17 protein-coding genes are annotated in these 16,171 nt (G+C 68.2%); 11 read left to right on the top strand and 6 right to left on the bottom strand.

The annotated features are described in order from the left end of the window. The first annotated feature begins 46 nt into the window (after nucleotides 1–46). The 4 genes from GRF61_RS07195 to GRF61_RS07180 all read left to right on the top strand — a co-directional run bounded on the left by GRF61_RS07195 (nucleotide 47) and on the right by GRF61_RS07180 (nucleotide 2,663). The gene (locus tag GRF61_RS07195) at nucleotides 47–931 is read left to right on the top strand and encodes a branched-chain amino acid ABC transporter permease (RefSeq protein ID WP_169149987.1); all 885 of its coding nucleotides are present in this window, start codon (nucleotides 47–49) and stop codon (nucleotides 929–931) included. Between the two features lie 22 nt (nucleotides 932–953). Continuing rightward, nucleotides 954–1,910: a branched-chain amino acid ABC transporter permease gene (locus GRF61_RS07190; RefSeq protein WP_211165793.1), complete on the top strand. Its 957-nt coding sequence runs from the start codon at nucleotides 954–956 to the stop codon at nucleotides 1,908–1,910. Between the two features lie 67 nt (nucleotides 1,911–1,977). Then, the gene (locus GRF61_RS07185; RefSeq protein WP_133594563.1) at nucleotides 1,978–2,250 is read left to right on the top strand and encodes a type II toxin-antitoxin system prevent-host-death family antitoxin; all 273 of its coding nucleotides are present in this window, start codon (nucleotides 1,978–1,980) and stop codon (nucleotides 2,248–2,250) included. Further along, nucleotides 2,250–2,663, top strand: a complete 414-nt coding sequence (locus GRF61_RS07180; protein WP_169149986.1) for a putative toxin-antitoxin system toxin component, PIN family — start codon at nucleotides 2,250–2,252, stop codon at nucleotides 2,661–2,663. Before GRF61_RS07185 ends, GRF61_RS07180 begins: the two co-directional genes overlap by 1 nt. A 32-nt stretch (nucleotides 2,664–2,695) precedes the next feature. On the opposite strand, the gene GRF61_RS07175 is transcribed toward GRF61_RS07180, so the two are convergent. Both GRF61_RS07175 and GRF61_RS07170 read right to left on the bottom strand, forming a co-directional pair. Further along, a complete protein-coding gene (locus GRF61_RS07175) occupies nucleotides 2,696–4,192 on the bottom strand; it encodes an AMP nucleosidase (RefSeq protein WP_169149985.1) in 1,497 nt (498 codons plus the stop codon). Between the two features lie 105 nt (nucleotides 4,193–4,297). Continuing rightward, nucleotides 4,298–4,897, bottom strand: a complete 600-nt coding sequence (locus GRF61_RS07170; protein ID WP_169149984.1) for a DUF924 family protein — start codon at nucleotides 4,895–4,897, stop codon at nucleotides 4,298–4,300. Nucleotides 4,898–5,123: 226 nt separating this feature from the next. Between GRF61_RS07170 and GRF61_RS07165 the strand changes: the two genes are divergently transcribed. The 5 genes from GRF61_RS07165 to GRF61_RS07145 all read left to right on the top strand — a co-directional run bounded on the left by GRF61_RS07165 (nucleotide 5,124) and on the right by GRF61_RS07145 (nucleotide 8,349). Next, nucleotides 5,124–6,374 carry a DUF6596 domain-containing protein gene (locus GRF61_RS07165; RefSeq protein WP_211165792.1) on the top strand — a complete coding sequence of 417 codons (1,251 nt, stop codon included), beginning with the start codon at nucleotides 5,124–5,126 and terminating at the stop codon, nucleotides 6,372–6,374. Nucleotides 6,375–6,614: 240 nt separating this feature from the next. Beyond that, complete coding sequence (locus tag GRF61_RS07160) at nucleotides 6,615–6,959, top strand: YciI family protein (protein WP_169149983.1); 345 nt, start codon at nucleotides 6,615–6,617, stop codon at nucleotides 6,957–6,959. A gap of 46 nt (nucleotides 6,960–7,005) precedes the next feature. Next, nucleotides 7,006–7,455, top strand: coding sequence for a nuclear transport factor 2 family protein (locus GRF61_RS07155; RefSeq protein WP_348982357.1), 450 nt, complete (start codon nucleotides 7,006–7,008; stop codon nucleotides 7,453–7,455). A 34-nt stretch (nucleotides 7,456–7,489) separates the two neighbouring features. After that, the gene (locus tag GRF61_RS07150) at nucleotides 7,490–7,903 is read left to right on the top strand and encodes a VOC family protein (protein WP_169149982.1); all 414 of its coding nucleotides are present in this window, start codon (nucleotides 7,490–7,492) and stop codon (nucleotides 7,901–7,903) included. Nucleotides 7,904–7,914: 11 nt separating this feature from the next. Beyond that, nucleotides 7,915–8,349: an SRPBCC family protein gene (locus GRF61_RS07145; protein WP_169149981.1), complete on the top strand. Its 435-nt coding sequence runs from the start codon at nucleotides 7,915–7,917 to the stop codon at nucleotides 8,347–8,349. 99 nt (nucleotides 8,350–8,448) lie between these two features. Here GRF61_RS07145 and GRF61_RS07140 read toward each other — a convergent pair whose 3' ends face one another. The 4 genes from GRF61_RS07140 to GRF61_RS07125 form a co-directional block, all read right to left on the bottom strand. Continuing rightward, complete coding sequence (locus GRF61_RS07140; protein WP_211165790.1) at nucleotides 8,449–9,471, bottom strand: amidohydrolase family protein; 1,023 nt, start codon at nucleotides 9,469–9,471, stop codon at nucleotides 8,449–8,451. Nucleotides 9,472–9,489: 18 nt separating this feature from the next. Then, on the bottom strand, nucleotides 9,490–10,056 hold the full coding sequence (locus GRF61_RS07135; protein ID WP_169149980.1) for a 3-hydroxyanthranilate 3,4-dioxygenase: 567 nt from the start codon (nucleotides 10,054–10,056) through the stop codon (nucleotides 9,490–9,492). Nucleotides 10,057–10,297: 241 nt separating this feature from the next. Further along, nucleotides 10,298–11,185 carry an acetaldehyde dehydrogenase (acetylating) gene (locus GRF61_RS07130; RefSeq protein ID WP_169149979.1) on the bottom strand — a complete coding sequence of 296 codons (888 nt, stop codon included), beginning with the start codon at nucleotides 11,183–11,185 and terminating at the stop codon, nucleotides 10,298–10,300. A 386-nt stretch (nucleotides 11,186–11,571) separates the two neighbouring features. Then, on the bottom strand, nucleotides 11,572–12,519 hold the full coding sequence (locus GRF61_RS07125) for a LysR substrate-binding domain-containing protein (protein ID WP_169149978.1): 948 nt from the start codon (nucleotides 12,517–12,519) through the stop codon (nucleotides 11,572–11,574). A gap of 310 nt (nucleotides 12,520–12,829) precedes the next feature. On the opposite strand from GRF61_RS07125, the gene GRF61_RS07120 reads away from it, so the two are divergent. Together GRF61_RS07120 and mnmG are read left to right on the top strand one after the other, a co-directional pair. Further along, entirely contained in the window at nucleotides 12,830–13,996 is a 1,167-nt protein-coding gene (locus tag GRF61_RS07120; RefSeq protein ID WP_211165789.1) for an ABC transporter substrate-binding protein, read from the top strand. A gap of 255 nt (nucleotides 13,997–14,251) precedes the next feature. Further along, nucleotides 14,252–16,153 (top strand): tRNA uridine-5-carboxymethylaminomethyl(34) synthesis enzyme MnmG, encoded by a 1,902-nt coding sequence (gene mnmG / locus GRF61_RS07115; RefSeq protein WP_169149977.1) that lies wholly within the window; start codon nucleotides 14,252–14,254, stop codon nucleotides 16,151–16,153. Nucleotides 16,154–16,171 lie beyond the last annotated feature (18 nt).

The following is a 16,171-nucleotide window of genomic DNA, read 5'->3' as shown; positions in this document are numbered from 1 at the left end:
GCCGCGCGTCCGCCGCTGGTGGCGGCGCCGGTGCGGGAGCCATCCCATGGAAATATTCGGAGTGCCGAGCGCGCTGTTCGGTAGCCAGTTGCTGATCGGGCTGATCAACGGCTCCTTCTACGCCATCCTCAGCCTGGGGCTGGCGATCATCTTCGGCCTGCTCAACATCATCAATTTCGCCCACGGCGCGCAGTACATGATGGGCGCTTTCGTCGCCTGGATCGCGCTGACCAAGTTCGGCGTGAATTACTGGGTGGCACTGCTGCTGTCGCCGCTGCTGGTGGGCGCGCTGGGCGTGCTGCTGGAGCGCACCATGCTGCGCAAGCTGTACAAGCTGGACCACCTCTACGGCCTGCTGCTCACCTTCGGCCTGGCGCTGATCTTCGAAGGCATCTTCCGCGACCAGTACGGCATCTCCGGCCAGAGCTACGAGGTGCCGGAGCTGCTGCAGGGCGGGGTGAACCTCGGCTTCATGTTCATGCCCATCTACCGCGGCTGGGTGGTGGTGGCGGCGCTGGCGGTGTGCTTCGGCACCTGGTTCATGATCGAGAAGACCAAGCTGGGCGCCTACCTGCGCGCCGGCACCGAGAACCCGCAGATCGTGCAGGCGCTGGGCATCAACGTGCCTCTGCTGATCACCTTCACCTACGGCTACGGCGTGGCCCTGGCCGCCTTCGCCGGCGTGCTGGCGGCGCCGGTATACCAGGTGAATCCGCAGATGGGCTCCAACCTCATCATCGTCGTGTTCGCGGTGGTCGTCATCGGCGGCATGGGCTCCATCATGGGCTCCATCCTCACCGGCCTCGGCCTCGGCCTGATCGAGGGGCTGACGCGGGTGTTCTATCCACCCGCCTCGGCGGTGGTCGTCTTCTTCATCATGGTCATCGTGCTGCTGGTCCGGCCCGCCGGGCTGTTCGGCAAGGCGGCCTGACACGCACTCCCGGAACCCGCCCATGACCATCAACAACAACGGCATGTTCGCCCGCGCCACTCCGCTGCTGTTCGGCGCGCTCTTCATCATCGGCCTGGTGGCGCCCTTCGCGGTCTATCCCACCTTCCTGATGAAGATCCTGTGCTTCGGCCTGTTCGCCTGCGCCTTCAACCTGCTGCTGGGCTTCGCCGGCCTGCTCTCCTTCGGCCACGCCGCCTTCCTCGGCACCGCCGGCTACGCCTGCGGCATGCTGGTGCGCGACCTTGGCGTGACGCCTGAGGTGGGCATACTCGGCGGCACACTGGCGGCGGCCATCCTGGGCTGGGTGTTCGGCGTGCTCGCCATCCGCCGCAGCGGCATTTACTTCGCCATGATCACGCTGGCGCTGGCGCAGATGGTGTTCTTCTTCGCCCTGCAGTGGAAAGCCACCGGCGGCGAGGATGGCCTGCAAGGCGTGCCGCGCGGCCACCTGTTCGGCCTCATCGACCTCAGCAACAACATCGCCATGTACTACCTGGTGTTCGCGGTGTTCTGCGCCGGCTTCTTCATCATCCACCGCACCATTCATTCCCCCTTCGGCCAGATCCTGAAGGCCATCCGGGAGAACGAGCCGCGCGCCGTCTCGCTCGGCTACGACGTCGCCAAGTACAAGCTGCTGGCCTTCGTGCTGTCCGCCGCGCTCGCCGGGATGGCCGGCGCCACCAAGACGCTGGTGTTCCAGCTCGCCTCCCTCACCGACGTGCATTGGCACATGTCCGGCGAAGTGGTGCTGATGACCCTGCTCGGTGGCCTGGGCACCATCCTCGGCCCGCTGGTGGGCGCCGGCGTGATCGTGAGCCTGCAGAGCGAGCTGGCGGACAAGGTGGGCTCCTGGGTCACGGTGATCATGGGCGTGATCTTCGTGCTCTGCGTGCTGCTCTTCCGCCGCGGCATCGTCGGCGAGCTGCAGGCGCTGATCAAGCGGGCGGGGATCAACTGAGGGCGGTGGACCTCGCTGCCGTCCAGCGCAATAATGACCATATTGATCATTATGGTTGGGGCGACAGATGATTACCGAAGTCAGCGCAGTGAATTTCCGCCAGAACCTGGGTGAGATGCTGAACCAGGTGCAGTACCGCAATGACAGCATCGTCATCAGCAAGGACGGCAAGGCGGTGGCGGCGCTGGTCGATGCGGAACTCTTCGCCCGCATCCGCCGCATGCGTGAGCGCTTCGACGCCCTGAGCGAGCGGATTGCCGACGGTTATGCCGGTGTGCCGGCTGACGAAGGTTTGGCGGAAATAGACGCGCTGGTTGCCGACGTACGCCAGGGCCGCTGATGGCAGGCCTGCGCGTGGTGCTCGACACCAACGTGCTGGTGTCGGGCCTGGCTTATCCGGCCAGCGTGCCGGGCCGCATCCTCACGGCCTGGCGGCAGGGCGGGATCGATCTGGTGTTGTCGCGCTACATCCTCGATGAAATGGTGCGCGTCCTGCCCCGGCTTCCCAGGATCAGCTTGAGCGAGGCCGAGATCCGCGATCTGGCCGACAGCTTCGTGTTCCTTGCCGATATCGTCGAGCCGGCCGAGGTCCGTGACGAGGCGCTGCGCGACCCGGCCGACCAGCCTGTGCTGGCAACCCTGCTGGCGGCCCAGGCCCGTTACCTGATTACCGGGGACAAGGATTTGCTGGCCTTGGCCGAGCGTTACCCCATCGTCACGCCGTCGGAGTTCTGGGCGCGCCACGGCGCCTAACTGCGCTGCGTCCGGCGGGATGGCGCCAAGGTCTACTGGAACGCCACTTCCGCGAAACTCCGCAGCTTGCGGCTGTGCAGGCGGTCCACGCCCTGGTCGCGCAGCATCTCCATGGCGCGGATGCCGATGCGCAGGTGCTGGTCCACCCGCTCGCGGTAGAAGTGGTTGGCCATGCCGGGGAGCTTGATCTCGCCGTGCAACGGTTTGTCGCTGACGCACAGCAGCGTGCCGTAGGGTACGCGGAAGCGGAAACCGTTGGCGGCGATGGTGGCGGATTCCATGTCCAGCGCGATGGCGCGGCTCTGGCTGAAGCGGCGCTCCGGCGAAGTGGCCATGCCGTGGGAGGGCAGCAGCTCCCAGTTGCGGTTGTCGGTGGTGGCGACGGTGCCGGTGCGCATCAGCCGCTTCAGCTCGTAGCCTTCCATGCGGGTGACTTCGGCCACCGCGCCTTCCAGCGCCAGCTGCACTTCCGCCAGCGGCGGAATCGGCACCCACAGCGGCAGTTCCTCGTCGAGCACGTGGTCTTCGCGCACATAGCCGTGGGCGAGCACGTAGTCGCCCAGCTGCTGGGTATTACGCAGGCCGGCGCAGTGGCCGAGCATGATCCAGGCGTGTGGGCGCAGCACCGCGATGTGGTCGGTGATGGTCTTGGCGTTGGCCGGGCCGACGCCGATGTTCACCATGGTGATGCCGGCGCGGTCGCCGCGCATCAGGTGGTAGGCGGGCATCTGCGGCAGCCGCGGCGGGGCGGCGCCGAGTTCGTCGCCCGGCTGCGGCGGCAGGTCGCTGCGGCGGGTGACGACGTTGCCCGGCTCGACGAAGGCGGTGTAGTCGTGGCCGTTCGGATCGGCCATGTACTGGCGGCCGAGCTTGATGAATTCGTCGATGTAGAACTGGTAGTTGGTGAATAGCACGAAGTTCTGGAAGTGCTCCGGCACGGTGCCGGTGTAGTGGCGCAGGCGGTGCAGGGAGTAATCCACCCGCGGCGCGGTGAACAGCGCCAGCGGGTGGGCTTCGCCGGGGCGCGGGTCCAGCGTGCCGTTGGCGATGCCGTCGTCCATGGCGTTGAGGTCGGGGAGGTCGAAGCGGTCGCGCAGCAGCTGGCGGCGGACGAGGTCCAGGCTGCCCTCGATGTGGTCGTGCTCGGTGACGGAGAAGTGCACCGGGATGGGCTGGGTGCTGGTGCCGACTTCGAGATCCACCTGGTGGTTCTGCAGCAGCAGCTCGAACTGCTCGCGGTAGTAGTCCTGGTAGAGGTCGGGCCGGGTCAGCGTGGTTTCATATACGCCGGGGCCGGCGACGAAGCCGTAGGAGAGGCGGGAGTCGGCGCGGGCCACGGTGTTGGTGCGCACCCGCACGAAGGGGTAGCAGGCGCGCACGTGGCGGCCGACGTCTTCGCCGGCGACGAAGCGCTGCAGCGAGTCGCGCAGGTGATGCACGCTGGCGCCGTAGATTTCCTGCACGCGGGCGAGGGCGGCGGCGGGGTCGTTGAAGTGTTGCGGGGCGTAGAAGGGGCTGTCGGCGGGCATGGCGGCGTCCTGCATGGATTGCCGCCATTGTCGCCGAGGGCGGGGCTTTCGGCGATGGGCCGGTGCCTGCCGCTGCAGCCCCGGGGGCCGCAGCGGCAGGCCAGGTCAGAAGGAGGAGCCCGGCTGTTCCAGGAAGGCCAGCTCTTCCGCGGTGGAAGTGCGGCCGAGGATGGCGTTGCGGTGGGGGAAGCGGCCGAAGCGCTTGATGACCGCGTGGTGGCGGATGGCGTAGTCGAGGAAGCCGTCGAAGGCCGGGCGCAGTGGCACGTCCACGCTGTCGGCGAGGTCGCGGAACAGGCGCACCGCTTCCACCTGGTCGGCGAGCTCTTCGGAGTGTTCCAGCGGCAGGTAGAAGAAGACGCGCTCCACCGGCCGGCTGGAGAGATCGGCGCCGCGCTCTATGGCCTCGCGGCACCAGGCGCGGGCGAGGGGGTCGCAGTCGAAGGCGCGCGGGCTGCCGCGGTGGATGTTGCGCGGGAACTGGTCGGTGATCAGGGTGAGGGCGAGCAGGCCGCGCGGGGTGGCACGCCAGTGGTCCAGCTCGCCGGCGGCGGCGCGGTTCAGCAGCGGGCCGAAGCGTTCGCGGATGGTGTCATCGGCTTCCGCCCGCTTGCCAAACCAGAGTGAGGACTGACGGGCGATGGCGGTGGCTTCGTCCGGATCGGAACCGAACCAGAAGGTGTGCAGGGTGTCGGGAGTTTCCATGCGTGCTCCGGTGCTGGGTTGGAAAAGGAATACTGCAGCGGGTACAGGCTGGGGGGCGCGGCCGCGCCCGGTGTCGTGTTGGTAGCCGCAGCCTGTAGCTGAAGTTATAGCCGCTGGGGGCGACGCCGGTCGGACCGCGCTTGCGCGCCCGGGTTCGCCGGGCGGGCTTGCGAGGCCGCCAGCTGCCGCCTAACCTGCGGCCAGCCCTTCAGGAGATGGTATGCCGATGGACGAGATGCAGGCCGCTGCCCACGCCATGGTGGACCAGGTGTTCCGCGCCGAGGCCCGGCGGGTTAAGGCGACGCTGATCCGCCTGCTGGGCGACTTCGACCTGGCGGAGGAGGCGCTGCAGGATGCCTTCGTCGCCGCCCTGCACGACTGGCCGCGCCAGGGCGTGCCGGACCATCCCCGTCCCTGGCTGGTGTCCGCCGGCCGCTTCAAGGCCATCGACAAGCTGCGCCGGCGTGCCCGCTTCGACGCCTCGCTGGAGGAGCTCGCCTGGCGCATAGAACAGGATGTGGAGGCGCCGGAGGCGGCTGCGCCCGAACTGGAGGATGACCGCCTGCGCCTGGTCTTCACCTGCTGCCATCCGCTGCTGCCGGCGGACGCGCAGGTGGCGCTCACGCTGCGCGAGGTCTGCGGCCTCACTACCGAGGCCATCGCCAGCGCCTATCTCACCGCGGTGCCGACGCTGGCGCAGCGCATCGTGCGCGCCAAGAACCGTATCCGCGAAGCCCGCATCCCCTACGCGGTGCCGCAGCGCCATGAGTTGCCGGCGCGGCTGGAGAGCGTGCTGCGGGTGGTCTACCTGGTGTTCAACGAGGGCTATTTCGCCTCTTCGGGCGATAGCCTGTTGCGCGCCGACCTCTCCGCCGAGGCCATCCGCCTGGGGCGGCTGATTGCCGAACTGCTGCCGGAGGCGGAGGTACTCGGCCTGCTGGCGCTGATGCTGCTGGGGGAGTCGCGGCGGCCGGCGCGCACCGGCGCGGACGGCCAGCCCGTCCTGCTGGAGGAGCAGGACCGCCGCCTGTGGGATGCGGGCCTGATCGCCGAAGGCCTGCCGCTGGTCGAGGCCGCGTTGCGTGCCGGGCCGGCCGGCCCCTATGCGCTGCAGGCGGCCATCGCCGCGGTGCATGCGGAAGCGGCCGACGCGGCGGCGACCGACTGGGCGCAGATCGTCGGCCTCTACGATGTGCTGCTGCAGACGACGCCATCGCCGGTGGTGGCGCTCAACCGCGCGGTGGCGGTGGCCATGCGCGATGGCCCGGCCGCCGGCCTGGCACTGGTGGATCGCCTGCTGACGGCCGGCAAACTGGCGAACTACGGCCTTGCCCATTCCGCCCGTGCTGAGCTCTGCCGCCGCCTGGGCCGCGCCGACGAGGCGCGGGCCGCCTACGCTCGCGCGCTGGCGCTCAGCCGCCAGGCGCCGGAACGGCGCTTCCTCGCGGCGCGGCTGGCAGCGCTGGACGCGGGTTGAGGGCGCGGCCGCCAGGCCGGCGCCATCCGCCGGCTGCGATCCGGCCCAGCTCCCACCGCATGGCCGTGGCCTGAAGCCGGCGGCAAGCATCCCGCCCATCCCTTCCCGCCTCGGCGGCGCCAGCCGGCATGGGCTACACCGGGAAGGCGTCGCAGAAGAAACGCAGCGCCGACGAACGGTTGTCGAAATCCGCCTTGCCCGCACGACTAAGGTTATCCAGCGACCCCAAGGAGGAAAACCATGAAGTACCTCTGCCTCGTCTATAGCGACGAAAAACTGATCCACAGCCTGCCCGACAGCCCGGAAGACGTGGAATGCCAGGCCTATGCCGACAGCGTGGCCGAGAGCGGCCGCATGCTGGCCGCCGAGGCGCTGCAGCCGGTGGCCACCGCTGCCACGGTGCGCATGCGCGGCGGGCAGATGAGCGTGGTGGACGGTCCTTTCGCCGAGACCAAGGAGCAATTGGCCGGCTTTTACCTGATCGAGGCGCGCGACATGAACGAGGCGCTGCAGGTGGCAGGGAACATCCCCGCCGTCCGCGTCGGCTGCGTGGAAGTGCGGCCGGTTCGTACCCTGCAGGTGTGATGGGCATCCCTTGTCCCATCCCTGTTCCCCAGCGAGGAGACGCAACGTGAACGACAAGATCCATTCCGGAAATCCCGACCAAGCCGCGGTGCGCGAAGTGCTGGAGCGCTGGCTGGCCGCCGCGCGCCAGTCGGACCTCGACGGCATCTTCAGCTGCTACGCCGACGACATCGTCGCCTACGACGCCGTGCTGGCGCTGCGCTTCGTCGGCGCCGAGGCCTACCGCAAGCACTGGAAAGCCTGCATCGAGATGTGCCCCGGCCCGGTGCTGTTCCAGATGGGCGAACTGAAGGTGGAGGCCAGTGCGGATGTCGCCTTCGCCTTCTACCTGCTGCGCTGCGGCGCGGTGGATGACAAGGGCGTCGAACAGGCGTCGTGGATGCGCGTCACCGTCTGCCTGAAGAAGCGGGCGGCAGGCTGGCGGGTGGTGCATGAACACTTCTCCGCGCCCTTCGATCCACAGACCAACAAAGCCTTGTTCGACCTCGCGCCCTGAGCGGCGCGCCCCACCCGGCTACAGAAGACCGACCATGCACGTTCAGCCCTATCTCTTCTTCGACGGCCGCTGCGAAGAGGCCATGGCCTTCTACGCCAAAGCGCTGGACGCCGAGGTGGAAGCGATGATGCGCTTCAAGGACAGCCCCGACCCCGGCTCCATCCCGCCCGGCGGCGCGGACAAGGTCATGCACTGCAGCTTCCGCGTCGGCGACACCCAGCTCATGGCGTCCGACGGCATGTGCGGCAGCAGGCCGGCTTTCCAGGGCTTCTCGCTGTGCATCACCGCCGCCGACGATGCCGAAGCCGGCCGCCTGTTCCAGGCCCTGGCGGATGGTGGTCAGGTGCAGATGCCGCTGGGCAAGACCTTCTTCGCCTCCAGCTTCGGCATGGTGGCCGACCGCTATGGCGTGGGCTGGATGGTGATCTCCGGCAGCGAACCGGAATGAAGGCGGCGGCGATGGCGGCCGAACTGCAGGCGGACGATTGCAGCCTCTACACCGAACGCCTGCTGCCGGCCCCGCCGGCGGCGGTGTTCGAGGCTTTCCGCGATCCGGCCCGGCTGGCGCGCTGGTGGGGGCCGAACGGTTTCACCAACACCTTCGAGCGCTTCGAGCTGAAGCCCGGCGGCGAATGGCGCTTCACCATGCACGGCCCGGACGGCACCGATTACCCCAACCATTCGGTATTCATCGAAGTCGAGCCGGCGCGGCGGCTGGTGATGGAGCACCGCTGCCCGCCCTTCTTCCGCATGACCATGCTGTTCGAGGACAGGGCGCAGGGCACGCTGCTGCGCTGGCTGATGCGCTTCGACGACGCCAAGACCCGTGCCGACGTCCGCGGTGCCAACGAGCAGAACATGGACAGGCTGACGGCGGTGCTGCTGGAGGGCTGAATACAGGGGCTGGAAGCAGCGAGGCCGGCGCGCAGGAATCGCGGCCGGCTTTTCATCGGTTCTTGCGCTCGGGCGGTTGGGGCTGACGCCCCGTGTCCATCAAAGCCCGAAGAAGCGCGTGGCGTTGCCGGCGAGGATGGCCTCGCGCTCGGCGGTGTCGAGGAAGCCGGCTTCCTGCACCAGCGTGCCGATGCGGGTCTCGCCCAGCGGAAAGGGGTGGTCCGAGCCCAGCATGACATGCCCGGCGCCCATCACCTCCACCAGCAGGCGCAGTGCGCCGGGGTCGAACACCGCGCTGTCTACATGAAAGCGGTCCACGTATTCCGACGGCGGGCGCGGACAGTCCTGGCGCACGATGTCGCGGTTCCTCCAGGCGTTGTCCACCCGGCCGAGCAGGAAGGCGAAGGCGCCGCCGCCGTGGGCGAAGCACAGCTTGAGCGAGCGCGGAATGAGCTCGAAGGCGCCGGAGAGGATCAGTGACAGGATGCCGAGCTGGGTTTCCGCCGGCATCGCCACCAGCCAGGGCAGCATCCATTTCTTCATGCGCTCGCCGCCCATCATGTCCCAGGGATGGACCAGCACCGGGATGTCGTTGTCGGCGCAATGGACGAGGAAGCGCACCAGGCCGGCGTCGTCCAGGTCGCGGTCGCCCAGGTGGTTGCCGATCTGCACGCCGACGCAGCCGGCGGCGCGGGCGCGGCTGGCTTCGGCGCAGGCGAGGTCGATGTCCTGCAGCGGTACCTGGGCGAGGGGCTTCAGGCGCTCCGGGTGCTCGGCGCAGAAGGCGAGGGCGTAGTCGTTCATGCGTCGCGCCCAGGCGGCGGCCTTCACCGGCGGCGCGGCGTAGCTGAACATCACCGGGGTGGCGCAGACGAGCTGGATGTCCAGCCCCTGCTCGTCCAGTTCGGCCACGCGCGCATGGGCGCTCCACAGCGAGGGCACGACCGGGCGGAAGGCATGGTCGCCACGCATGATCATGCCGGCGCGGCCGTCGCCGTCCACCCTGAGCCAGGCGGTGTCGTCCGGGCTCAGGCTGGCGGCTTCTTCTCTGGTGATGGGCGGGAAGAAGTGGGCATGCATGTCCACCTTCCGCGGGATCTTCTGGGAGATCTCCGTCGTCATCGGCAGTTCTCTTCCATATCAGTTGGGGGTCTGGAGCTTCAGGCGTTCATGCCAGGTCTGGTAGGCGCGGCCCGGGTGCACCTGGCCGCATTCCCGGCAGGTGCGCTCGGCTTCGCTGGTGGCGTAGAAGCGCTCGTAGACCGGCGGCAGGTCGGCCACCAGGCTTTCCAGCTGCATCTCGTAGCGCTTGACCAGGGTGCCGCAGGCGGCGCAGCTCCACTGCAGTGCGTCATGCTCGCCCTGCGGGCGCTTGCGCTCGATGACCAGGCACAGGCTGCCGGCTTCCGGGCGCTGTGGGGAGTGGATGACATGGGGCGCCATCAGCCACATGTCGCCTTCCTTGAGTTCCACCCGCTCGTAACGGCCGCGGTCCCAGATCAGCAGGTAGGCGTTGCCCTTGAACTGGTAGAAGAACTCTTCCACCGGATCGTCGTGGAAATCGGTGCGCTGGTTGGGGCCGCCGACCACGGTGACCATGAAGTCGCCATCGGCCCAGATCTGCTGGTTGCCCACCGGCGGCTTCAGCAGATGCTGATTGTCGTTGAGCCAGCGCTGGAAATTGAGCGGATTGCCGTACTTGAACATCGCGGAACTCCTCGGGATCGACGAACGGGATGACGCCGGTTTAACGGAATCAGCGCGCAGCATCAACCCGCATCCGGGCCATCGCCTTGATTTTGGTCAGCAGCGGGCGGATGGGGAAGCGGTCGGATGGAGGAACGGCGGGCATTTCTGGGGTGAAACCGGGCGGTGTCATGCCCGCGATGGGGCGTTGTGGCGCTTAGGGCGCGACGATGGGCGGAGCCGGTACAGGGAGGCTCCATGTTCAGCTCCGCGCGCCGGCCAGGGCCTCGCCGCAGCGCAGGGCGGCCAGGCTGAGCAGATCGAGGTTGGCGGCGTAGGGCGGCATGCTGTCGCCCAGGCCTTCGATCTCCACTTCCAGGTCCACTTGCCGCGCCTGGAAGCGCGGAGCGCGGGCGAGGCGATAGCCGGGCAACTCGCGCTGCAGTCGGGAGACGACCGCCTTTACGGCGGTGAACAGCGCGGTTTCTTCCGCCAGATCTTCGGTGAGGCAGCGCAGGCTGGCGCGCAGCGGCTGCGGCTGGCCGGGGCTGAACAGCAGGATGGCCTTGCCCTGGCGGGCGCCGCCGACGCGCTCCATCGCCCGCGCGGTGTGGTGGGTCATCTCGTCCACATTGCCCAGACAGGCCGGGCCGCAGGTGGTGGCCGGGGCGGTGACGGCCACTTCGCCATAGGCCAGCGGCTGGATGTTGGTCATGGCGCGCACCAGCGGCACCACTGCCTGGGCGCCGCCGCCCACCAGGCAGATGCTGCGCGGCGCGGTGCGCAGCACCTGTTCCAGGTTGGCCGCCGGCATGCACAACGGGCCGTTGGCGGCGGGGGTGAGGTCGATGACGCGGATGCCCGCCTGCTCCAGCTGCTGGGCATGCTCCGGGTGGCGGGCGCCGCCGCTGGCGTCGAACACCAGTCGCACCCTGTCCTCGATTAGCTGCGGCAGGGCGTCGGCCAGGGTGCCGGCCACGGTGCGCAGGCCGAATTCCCGCGCCTGGGCCAGGCCGGCGGCGGTGGGGTGGATGTCTATCATCCAGCGCGCGTCGAGATGGACGGAGCGGTTCAGCTTGTACAGCAGGTCGGTGCCGGCCAGGCCGGCGCCCAATACCGCGCAGCGCAACCGGGAAATGATGGAGGACATGGGATGGAGTTTCCGCAGGGACGGCCGGCTCAGTGGCCGCCGCCAGCCACCTCGGCTTGGCTGCCGCAATTCCGGGGGTGGCCGCCCGGAAGGGGCAGGGGGCGACGGCTGGCGCGGACATATCCGGTGATCGCCCCCGGCTTGCCTTGGCACACGGGCGAGGCGCGGTCACCGCGCGGGACTGTGGCCACGGCGGGGGAAAGGCAGATCGACGCCGGCCGGGAAGGCTGGCGGTGGGGGATGGGCAAGGCTGTCTCCCGGCCGCGCGGGGGCGCGACACGTGTTCAGCCCGGACTATATGGAGCTCAATGCCTTTTGAATAATGAAAGAAGCGGGGCTATGTATAACCGAAGGGAATGGATTGATGTCTGCCGCCGCCTGGGGTTTCACCCCTCGCCGGCGGGGAAATCCTCGCTGACCTCGCGCAGCGCCATCAGCAGCCGCTCCACCGCCGGCGTGGGCGTGCGGCCCAGCGCCAGGGTGTAGCCGACGGCGCCGAAGCTGGTCTGTATGCGCAGCGGCAGTACGCTGAGGGTGCCCTGGTGGACGAATTGCTCGGCGGCGGTGAAGGGCATCAGTGCCACCATGTCGGACTCCAGCAGCAGGCCGATGTTGGTGGTGATGGATACCGACTCCACCACCCGCCGCGGCATGCCCATGCCCAGGCGCTCGAAGAACTGCTCGGCCGAGCGCATCGCCTGGGATTCCGGCGTCGGCAGTATCCAGTCCAGCTCCGCCAGCTGGCGTGGCTCCACCGTGGATTCGGTGGCCAGCGGATGGCGGCGGCCGACCACGGCGCACAACCGCTCCTGGTACAGCGGCACATGCTGGAAGGCCGGGTCGCTGCTGCTGGCGGGCAGCAGGCCGACCACCACGTCGAGCTGACCGCGCGCCAGCTCCGGGAACATCACGTCGTTGGAACCCACCCGCACGTCCACCACCACGTTGGGCGCCATCTCCCGCAGCCGCACCACCGCCTTGGGCAGCAGCCGCGCCGAGGCGGAGATCAGCGTGCCGACGATGACCTGCCCGGAAACGCCGCTGCTCCAGGCGTTGAGGTCGTCGGCCAGGTAGCGCAGATCGGTCATCAGCGCGATGCAATGGCGGCGCAGCAACTGGCCGAAGTCGGTCAGGCGCACGCCGCGCTTGCTGCGTACGAACAAGGGCTGACCGAAGTGGTTCTCCAGCTCGTGAATGGACTTGCTCACCGCCGGCTGCGTCATGAACAGCGCCTTCGACGCGGCGAGGATGGAGCCGCTTTCCACCACCTGGTCGAAGATGGCCAGTTGCTGCAGCTTCAGCCGGCGGGCGAGGGAAAGTTTGGAGTGCTCCATGGGCGGCCACGATAAACGATGCCCGGGTAAGCGCAAAGGCGGGCGGGCGGCGGCGAACTCATACCTTAGTTATAAAAATCGGGAATACATGGCCCGGCAGTCATCGGCACCTGCTTGCCGAAGGGGGGAAAAGTGCGGTTGTATGCGTACCGCAACGGAATATTCCGCTGTCCAGCGAGGCCGCTGCTTCGCATGCGGAACGGGGCCGGTGGCGGCACCCTTCCATCCCTGTCCTAAGCCCTGCCGGCCTGGCCGGCGAACGACGCGCGCGGCCTTTCGCGGGATGCGCGCCAACCACTGGGAGCTCGTCATGTTCACTCGAGGTAAGACCGTTCTCTGCGTCATCGGCGCGCTGTGCGCCATGTCGGCCGCGCAGGCCGCCGGCCCGATCAAGGTCGGCATCGCGCTCGACATCTCCGGCCCCTTCGCCGCGCTGGGCGCCGATGCCGCCAACGGCTTCGACCTCGCCATCGAGAAACTGGGCGGCAAGCTCGGCGGCCAGCCGGCCGAGTTCCTCAAGACCGATTTCGGCGGCAATCCGGAACAGGCCACCCAGTTGGTGACCCGCTACCTGCAGCGCGACAAGATCGACTTCTTCACCGGCCCTATCGCCTCCAATACCGCGCTGGCGGTGGGGCCGGCGCTGTTCGCCGCCAAGGTGCCCTTCATTTCCAGCAATCCCGGCCCCAGCCAGTTCGCCGGCAAGCAGTGCAGCCCCTACTTCTTCGGCCAGTACCAGAACGACAACCATGACGAAGCCGCCGGCGTGCTGGTGAACGAGAAGGGCTACAAGAACGTGGTGCTGATCGCGCCCAACTACCCTGCGGGCAAGGACCACCTCGGTGGTTTCAAGCGTACCTACAAGGGCGAGGTCGCCAGCGAGATCTACACCAAGGTCGGCCAGATCGACTACGCCGCCGAGATCGCCCAGATCCGCTCGACCAAGCCGGGCGCGGTGTATTTCTTCCTGCCGGGCGCGATGGGCATCAACTTCATCAAGCAATACGCCGCCGCCGGCTTGGATAGCGTGCCGCTGGTGTCCGGTGGCGCGGTGGACCAGGACATCGTGGACGCGGTGGGCGGCGTCATGGCCGGCATGAGCAGCACCACCCAGTGGGCCAACGACCTCACCGCGCCGGGCAATGTCGAGTTCGTGAAGGCTTATCGCAAGAAGTACGACGGCCGCTATCCCTCGCTCTACGCCGCCCAGGCCTACGACACCATCCTGGCGATGGACGCCGCGGTGCGCATCGCCGGTGGCGTGGCCGATCGCGACAAGCTGGTCGCCGCCCTGCGCCAGGCGGATTACGAGTCGGTGCGCGGCCGTTACAAGTTCGGGCCGAACAACTTCCCCATCCAGAACTATTACCAACGGGTGGTCTACAAGGATGCCGACGGCCGCTACACCAACAAGCTGATCGGCACCGTGCTGGAGAACCACCAGGACGCCTACGCGCCCGAGTGCAAGATGCCCTGATGCGCGGGGCTGCCGCGGCTGGAGCGCTGCCCTGGCGCGCCGGTCGCGGCTCCACCTCTGGATCGGGCGGCGCCAGTCCGCAAACGCCGCTGCCGCCCGGTCTTCCTCCCGCCTCGTCCTGAGGCCATGCTGCAAAGATAAGTTTATGTTTCAGCGTGACTATTCCGTGAAACAAATGCGTGACACGCTGGCCGGGCGCGGCGCAAGGGCGTAGAATCCCCGCCCTTCCCAACGTTTAGCAGCACGGAGCGCGTCATGCTCTATCCCACCCGTTTCGACGTCATCGTGGTCGGCGGCGGCCACGCCGGCACCGAGGCTGCCCTCGCCGCCGCGCGCATGGGCTGCCGCACCCTGCTGCTCAGCCACAACATCGAAACCCTGGGACAGATGAGCTGCAACCCCTCCATCGGCGGTATCGGCAAGGGCCACCTGGTCAAGGAAGTCGATGCGCTGGGCGGTGCGATGGCAGCGGCCACCGACGAGGGCGGCATCCAGTTCCGCATCCTCAACGCCTCCAAGGGCCCGGCGGTGCGCGCCACCCGCGCCCAGGCCGACCGCGTGCTGTACAAGGCGGCCATCCGCAAGCGCCTGGAGAACCAGGCCAACTTGTGGCTGTTCCAGCAGGCGGTGGACGACCTCATGGTGGTCGGCGACCGAGTTACCGGCGTGGTCACCCAGATCGGCCTGCGCTTCGAGGCGCCGGCGGTGGTGCTGACCGCCGGCACCTTCCTCAACGGCCTGATCCACGTCGGCCTGGAAAACTACTCCGCCGGCCGCGCCGGCGATCCGCCAGCCATCTCGCTGGGCCAGCGGCTGAAGGAACTCAAGCTGCCGCAGGGCCGGCTCAAGACCGGCACGCCGCCGCGGCTGGACGCGCGCACCATCGACTTCTCGGTGATGACGGTGCAGCCGGGCGACGACCCGGTGCCGGTGTTCAGTTTCCTCGGCCATGCCAGCCAGCACCCGGCGCAGCTGCCGTGCTGGATGACCGAAACCAATGCGCGCACCCATGACGTGATCCGCGCCAACCTCGACCGCTCGCCGATGTACTCCGGCGTGATCGAAGGCGTCGGCCCGCGCTACTGTCCGTCGATCGAGGACAAGATCCACCGCTTCGCCGACAAGGACAGTCACCACGTCTTCCTCGAGCCGGAAGGCCTGGCGACGCACGAGATCTACCCCAACGGTATCTCCACCTCGCTGCCCTTCGACGTGCAGCTGGAGATCGTGCGCTCCATCCGCGGCCTGGAGAACACCCACATCCTGCGCCCCGGCTATGCCATCGAGTACGACTTCTTCGATCCGCGCAACCTCAAGTCCTCGCTGGAAACCAAGTCCATCGCCGGGCTGTTCTTCGCCGGCCAGATCAACGGCACCACCGGCTACGAGGAAGCCGCCGCGCAGGGCCTGCTCGCCGGCGCCAACGCCGCGCTGCAGGTGCAGGGCCGCGAAGCCTGGTGTCCGCGCCGCGACGAGGCCTACCTCGGCGTGATGGTGGACGACCTCGTCACCCGCGGCGTGTCCGACCCCTACCGCATGTTCACCTCTCGCGCCGAGTACCGCCTGCAACTGCGCGAGGACAACGCCGACCTGCGTCTCACCGAGAAGGGCCGCGAGCTGGGCCTGGTGGACGATGTGCGCTGGGCCGCCTTCTGCGCCAAACGCGAAGCCATCGAGCGTGAAACTACCCGCCTGAAGGCGAGCTGGGCGCGGCCGGAGCACATTCCGGCGGAAGAGCAGGAGCGGGTGCTGGGCAAGACGCTGGAACGCGAATACCGCTACTTCGAACTGCTGCGCCGGCCGGAAACCAGCTATGCCGGCCTGATGAGCCTGCCCGGCGCGCCGGAAGGCCCGGAAACCGATCCGCAGGTGGTGGAGCAGCTGGAGATCGCCGCCAAGTACCAGGGCTACATCGACCGCCAGCAGGATGAAGTCGCCAAGCAGCTGCAGGCCGAATCCACCCGCCTGCCGGCCGATCTGGATTACGCCGAGGTGCGCGGCCTGTCCAAGGAAGTGCAGCAGAAGCTCAACCTCGCCAAGCCGGAGACCATAGGCCAGGCCGGCCGCGTGCAGGGCGTGACGCCGGCGGCCATCTCGCTGCTGCTGGTGTGGCTCAAGCGCCGCGATCTGGCGGGCGAAGCGCGGAGGTCGGCATGAGGCTGGCGCGCATTTCCG

The organism is Azoarcus sp. TTM-91, from assembly GCF_012911025.1.
Lineage (GTDB): Bacteria > Pseudomonadota > Gammaproteobacteria > Burkholderiales > Rhodocyclaceae > Azoarcus.
The sequence above is the reverse complement of the archived record's forward strand: the minus strand, read 5'-3'. Positions and strand labels throughout refer to the sequence as shown.

Bases quoted from the DNA above. Each gene is read 5' to 3' on its own strand.
- GRF61_RS07195 (WP_169149987.1), top strand. From the start codon at position 47: ATGGAAATATTCGGAGTGCCGAGCGCGCTGTTCGGTAGCCAGTTGCTG.
- GRF61_RS07190 (WP_211165793.1), top strand. From the start codon at position 954: ATGACCATCAACAACAACGGCATGTTCGCCCGCGCCACTCCGCTGCTG.
- GRF61_RS07185 (WP_133594563.1), top strand. From the start codon at position 1,978: ATGATTACCGAAGTCAGCGCAGTGAATTTCCGCCAGAACCTGGGTGAG.
- GRF61_RS07180 (WP_169149986.1), top strand. From the start codon at position 2,250: ATGGCAGGCCTGCGCGTGGTGCTCGACACCAACGTGCTGGTGTCGGGC.
- GRF61_RS07175 (WP_169149985.1), bottom strand. From the start codon at position 4,192: ATGCCCGCCGACAGCCCCTTCTACGCCCCGCAACACTTCAACGACCCC.
- GRF61_RS07170 (WP_169149984.1), bottom strand. From the start codon at position 4,897: ATGGAAACTCCCGACACCCTGCACACCTTCTGGTTCGGTTCCGATCCG.
- GRF61_RS07165 (WP_211165792.1), top strand. From the start codon at position 5,124: ATGGACGAGATGCAGGCCGCTGCCCACGCCATGGTGGACCAGGTGTTC.
- GRF61_RS07160 (WP_169149983.1), top strand. From the start codon at position 6,615: ATGAAGTACCTCTGCCTCGTCTATAGCGACGAAAAACTGATCCACAGC.
- GRF61_RS07150 (WP_169149982.1), top strand. From the start codon at position 7,490: ATGCACGTTCAGCCCTATCTCTTCTTCGACGGCCGCTGCGAAGAGGCC.
- GRF61_RS07145 (WP_169149981.1), top strand. From the start codon at position 7,915: ATGGCGGCCGAACTGCAGGCGGACGATTGCAGCCTCTACACCGAACGC.
- GRF61_RS07140 (WP_211165790.1), bottom strand. From the start codon at position 9,471: ATGACGACGGAGATCTCCCAGAAGATCCCGCGGAAGGTGGACATGCAT.
- GRF61_RS07135 (WP_169149980.1), bottom strand. From the start codon at position 10,056: ATGTTCAAGTACGGCAATCCGCTCAATTTCCAGCGCTGGCTCAACGAC.
- GRF61_RS07130 (WP_169149979.1), bottom strand. From the start codon at position 11,185: ATGTCCTCCATCATTTCCCGGTTGCGCTGCGCGGTATTGGGCGCCGGC.
- GRF61_RS07125 (WP_169149978.1), bottom strand. From the start codon at position 12,519: ATGGAGCACTCCAAACTTTCCCTCGCCCGCCGGCTGAAGCTGCAGCAA.
- GRF61_RS07120 (WP_211165789.1), top strand. From the start codon at position 12,830: ATGTTCACTCGAGGTAAGACCGTTCTCTGCGTCATCGGCGCGCTGTGC.
- mnmG (WP_169149977.1), top strand. From the start codon at position 14,252: ATGCTCTATCCCACCCGTTTCGACGTCATCGTGGTCGGCGGCGGCCAC.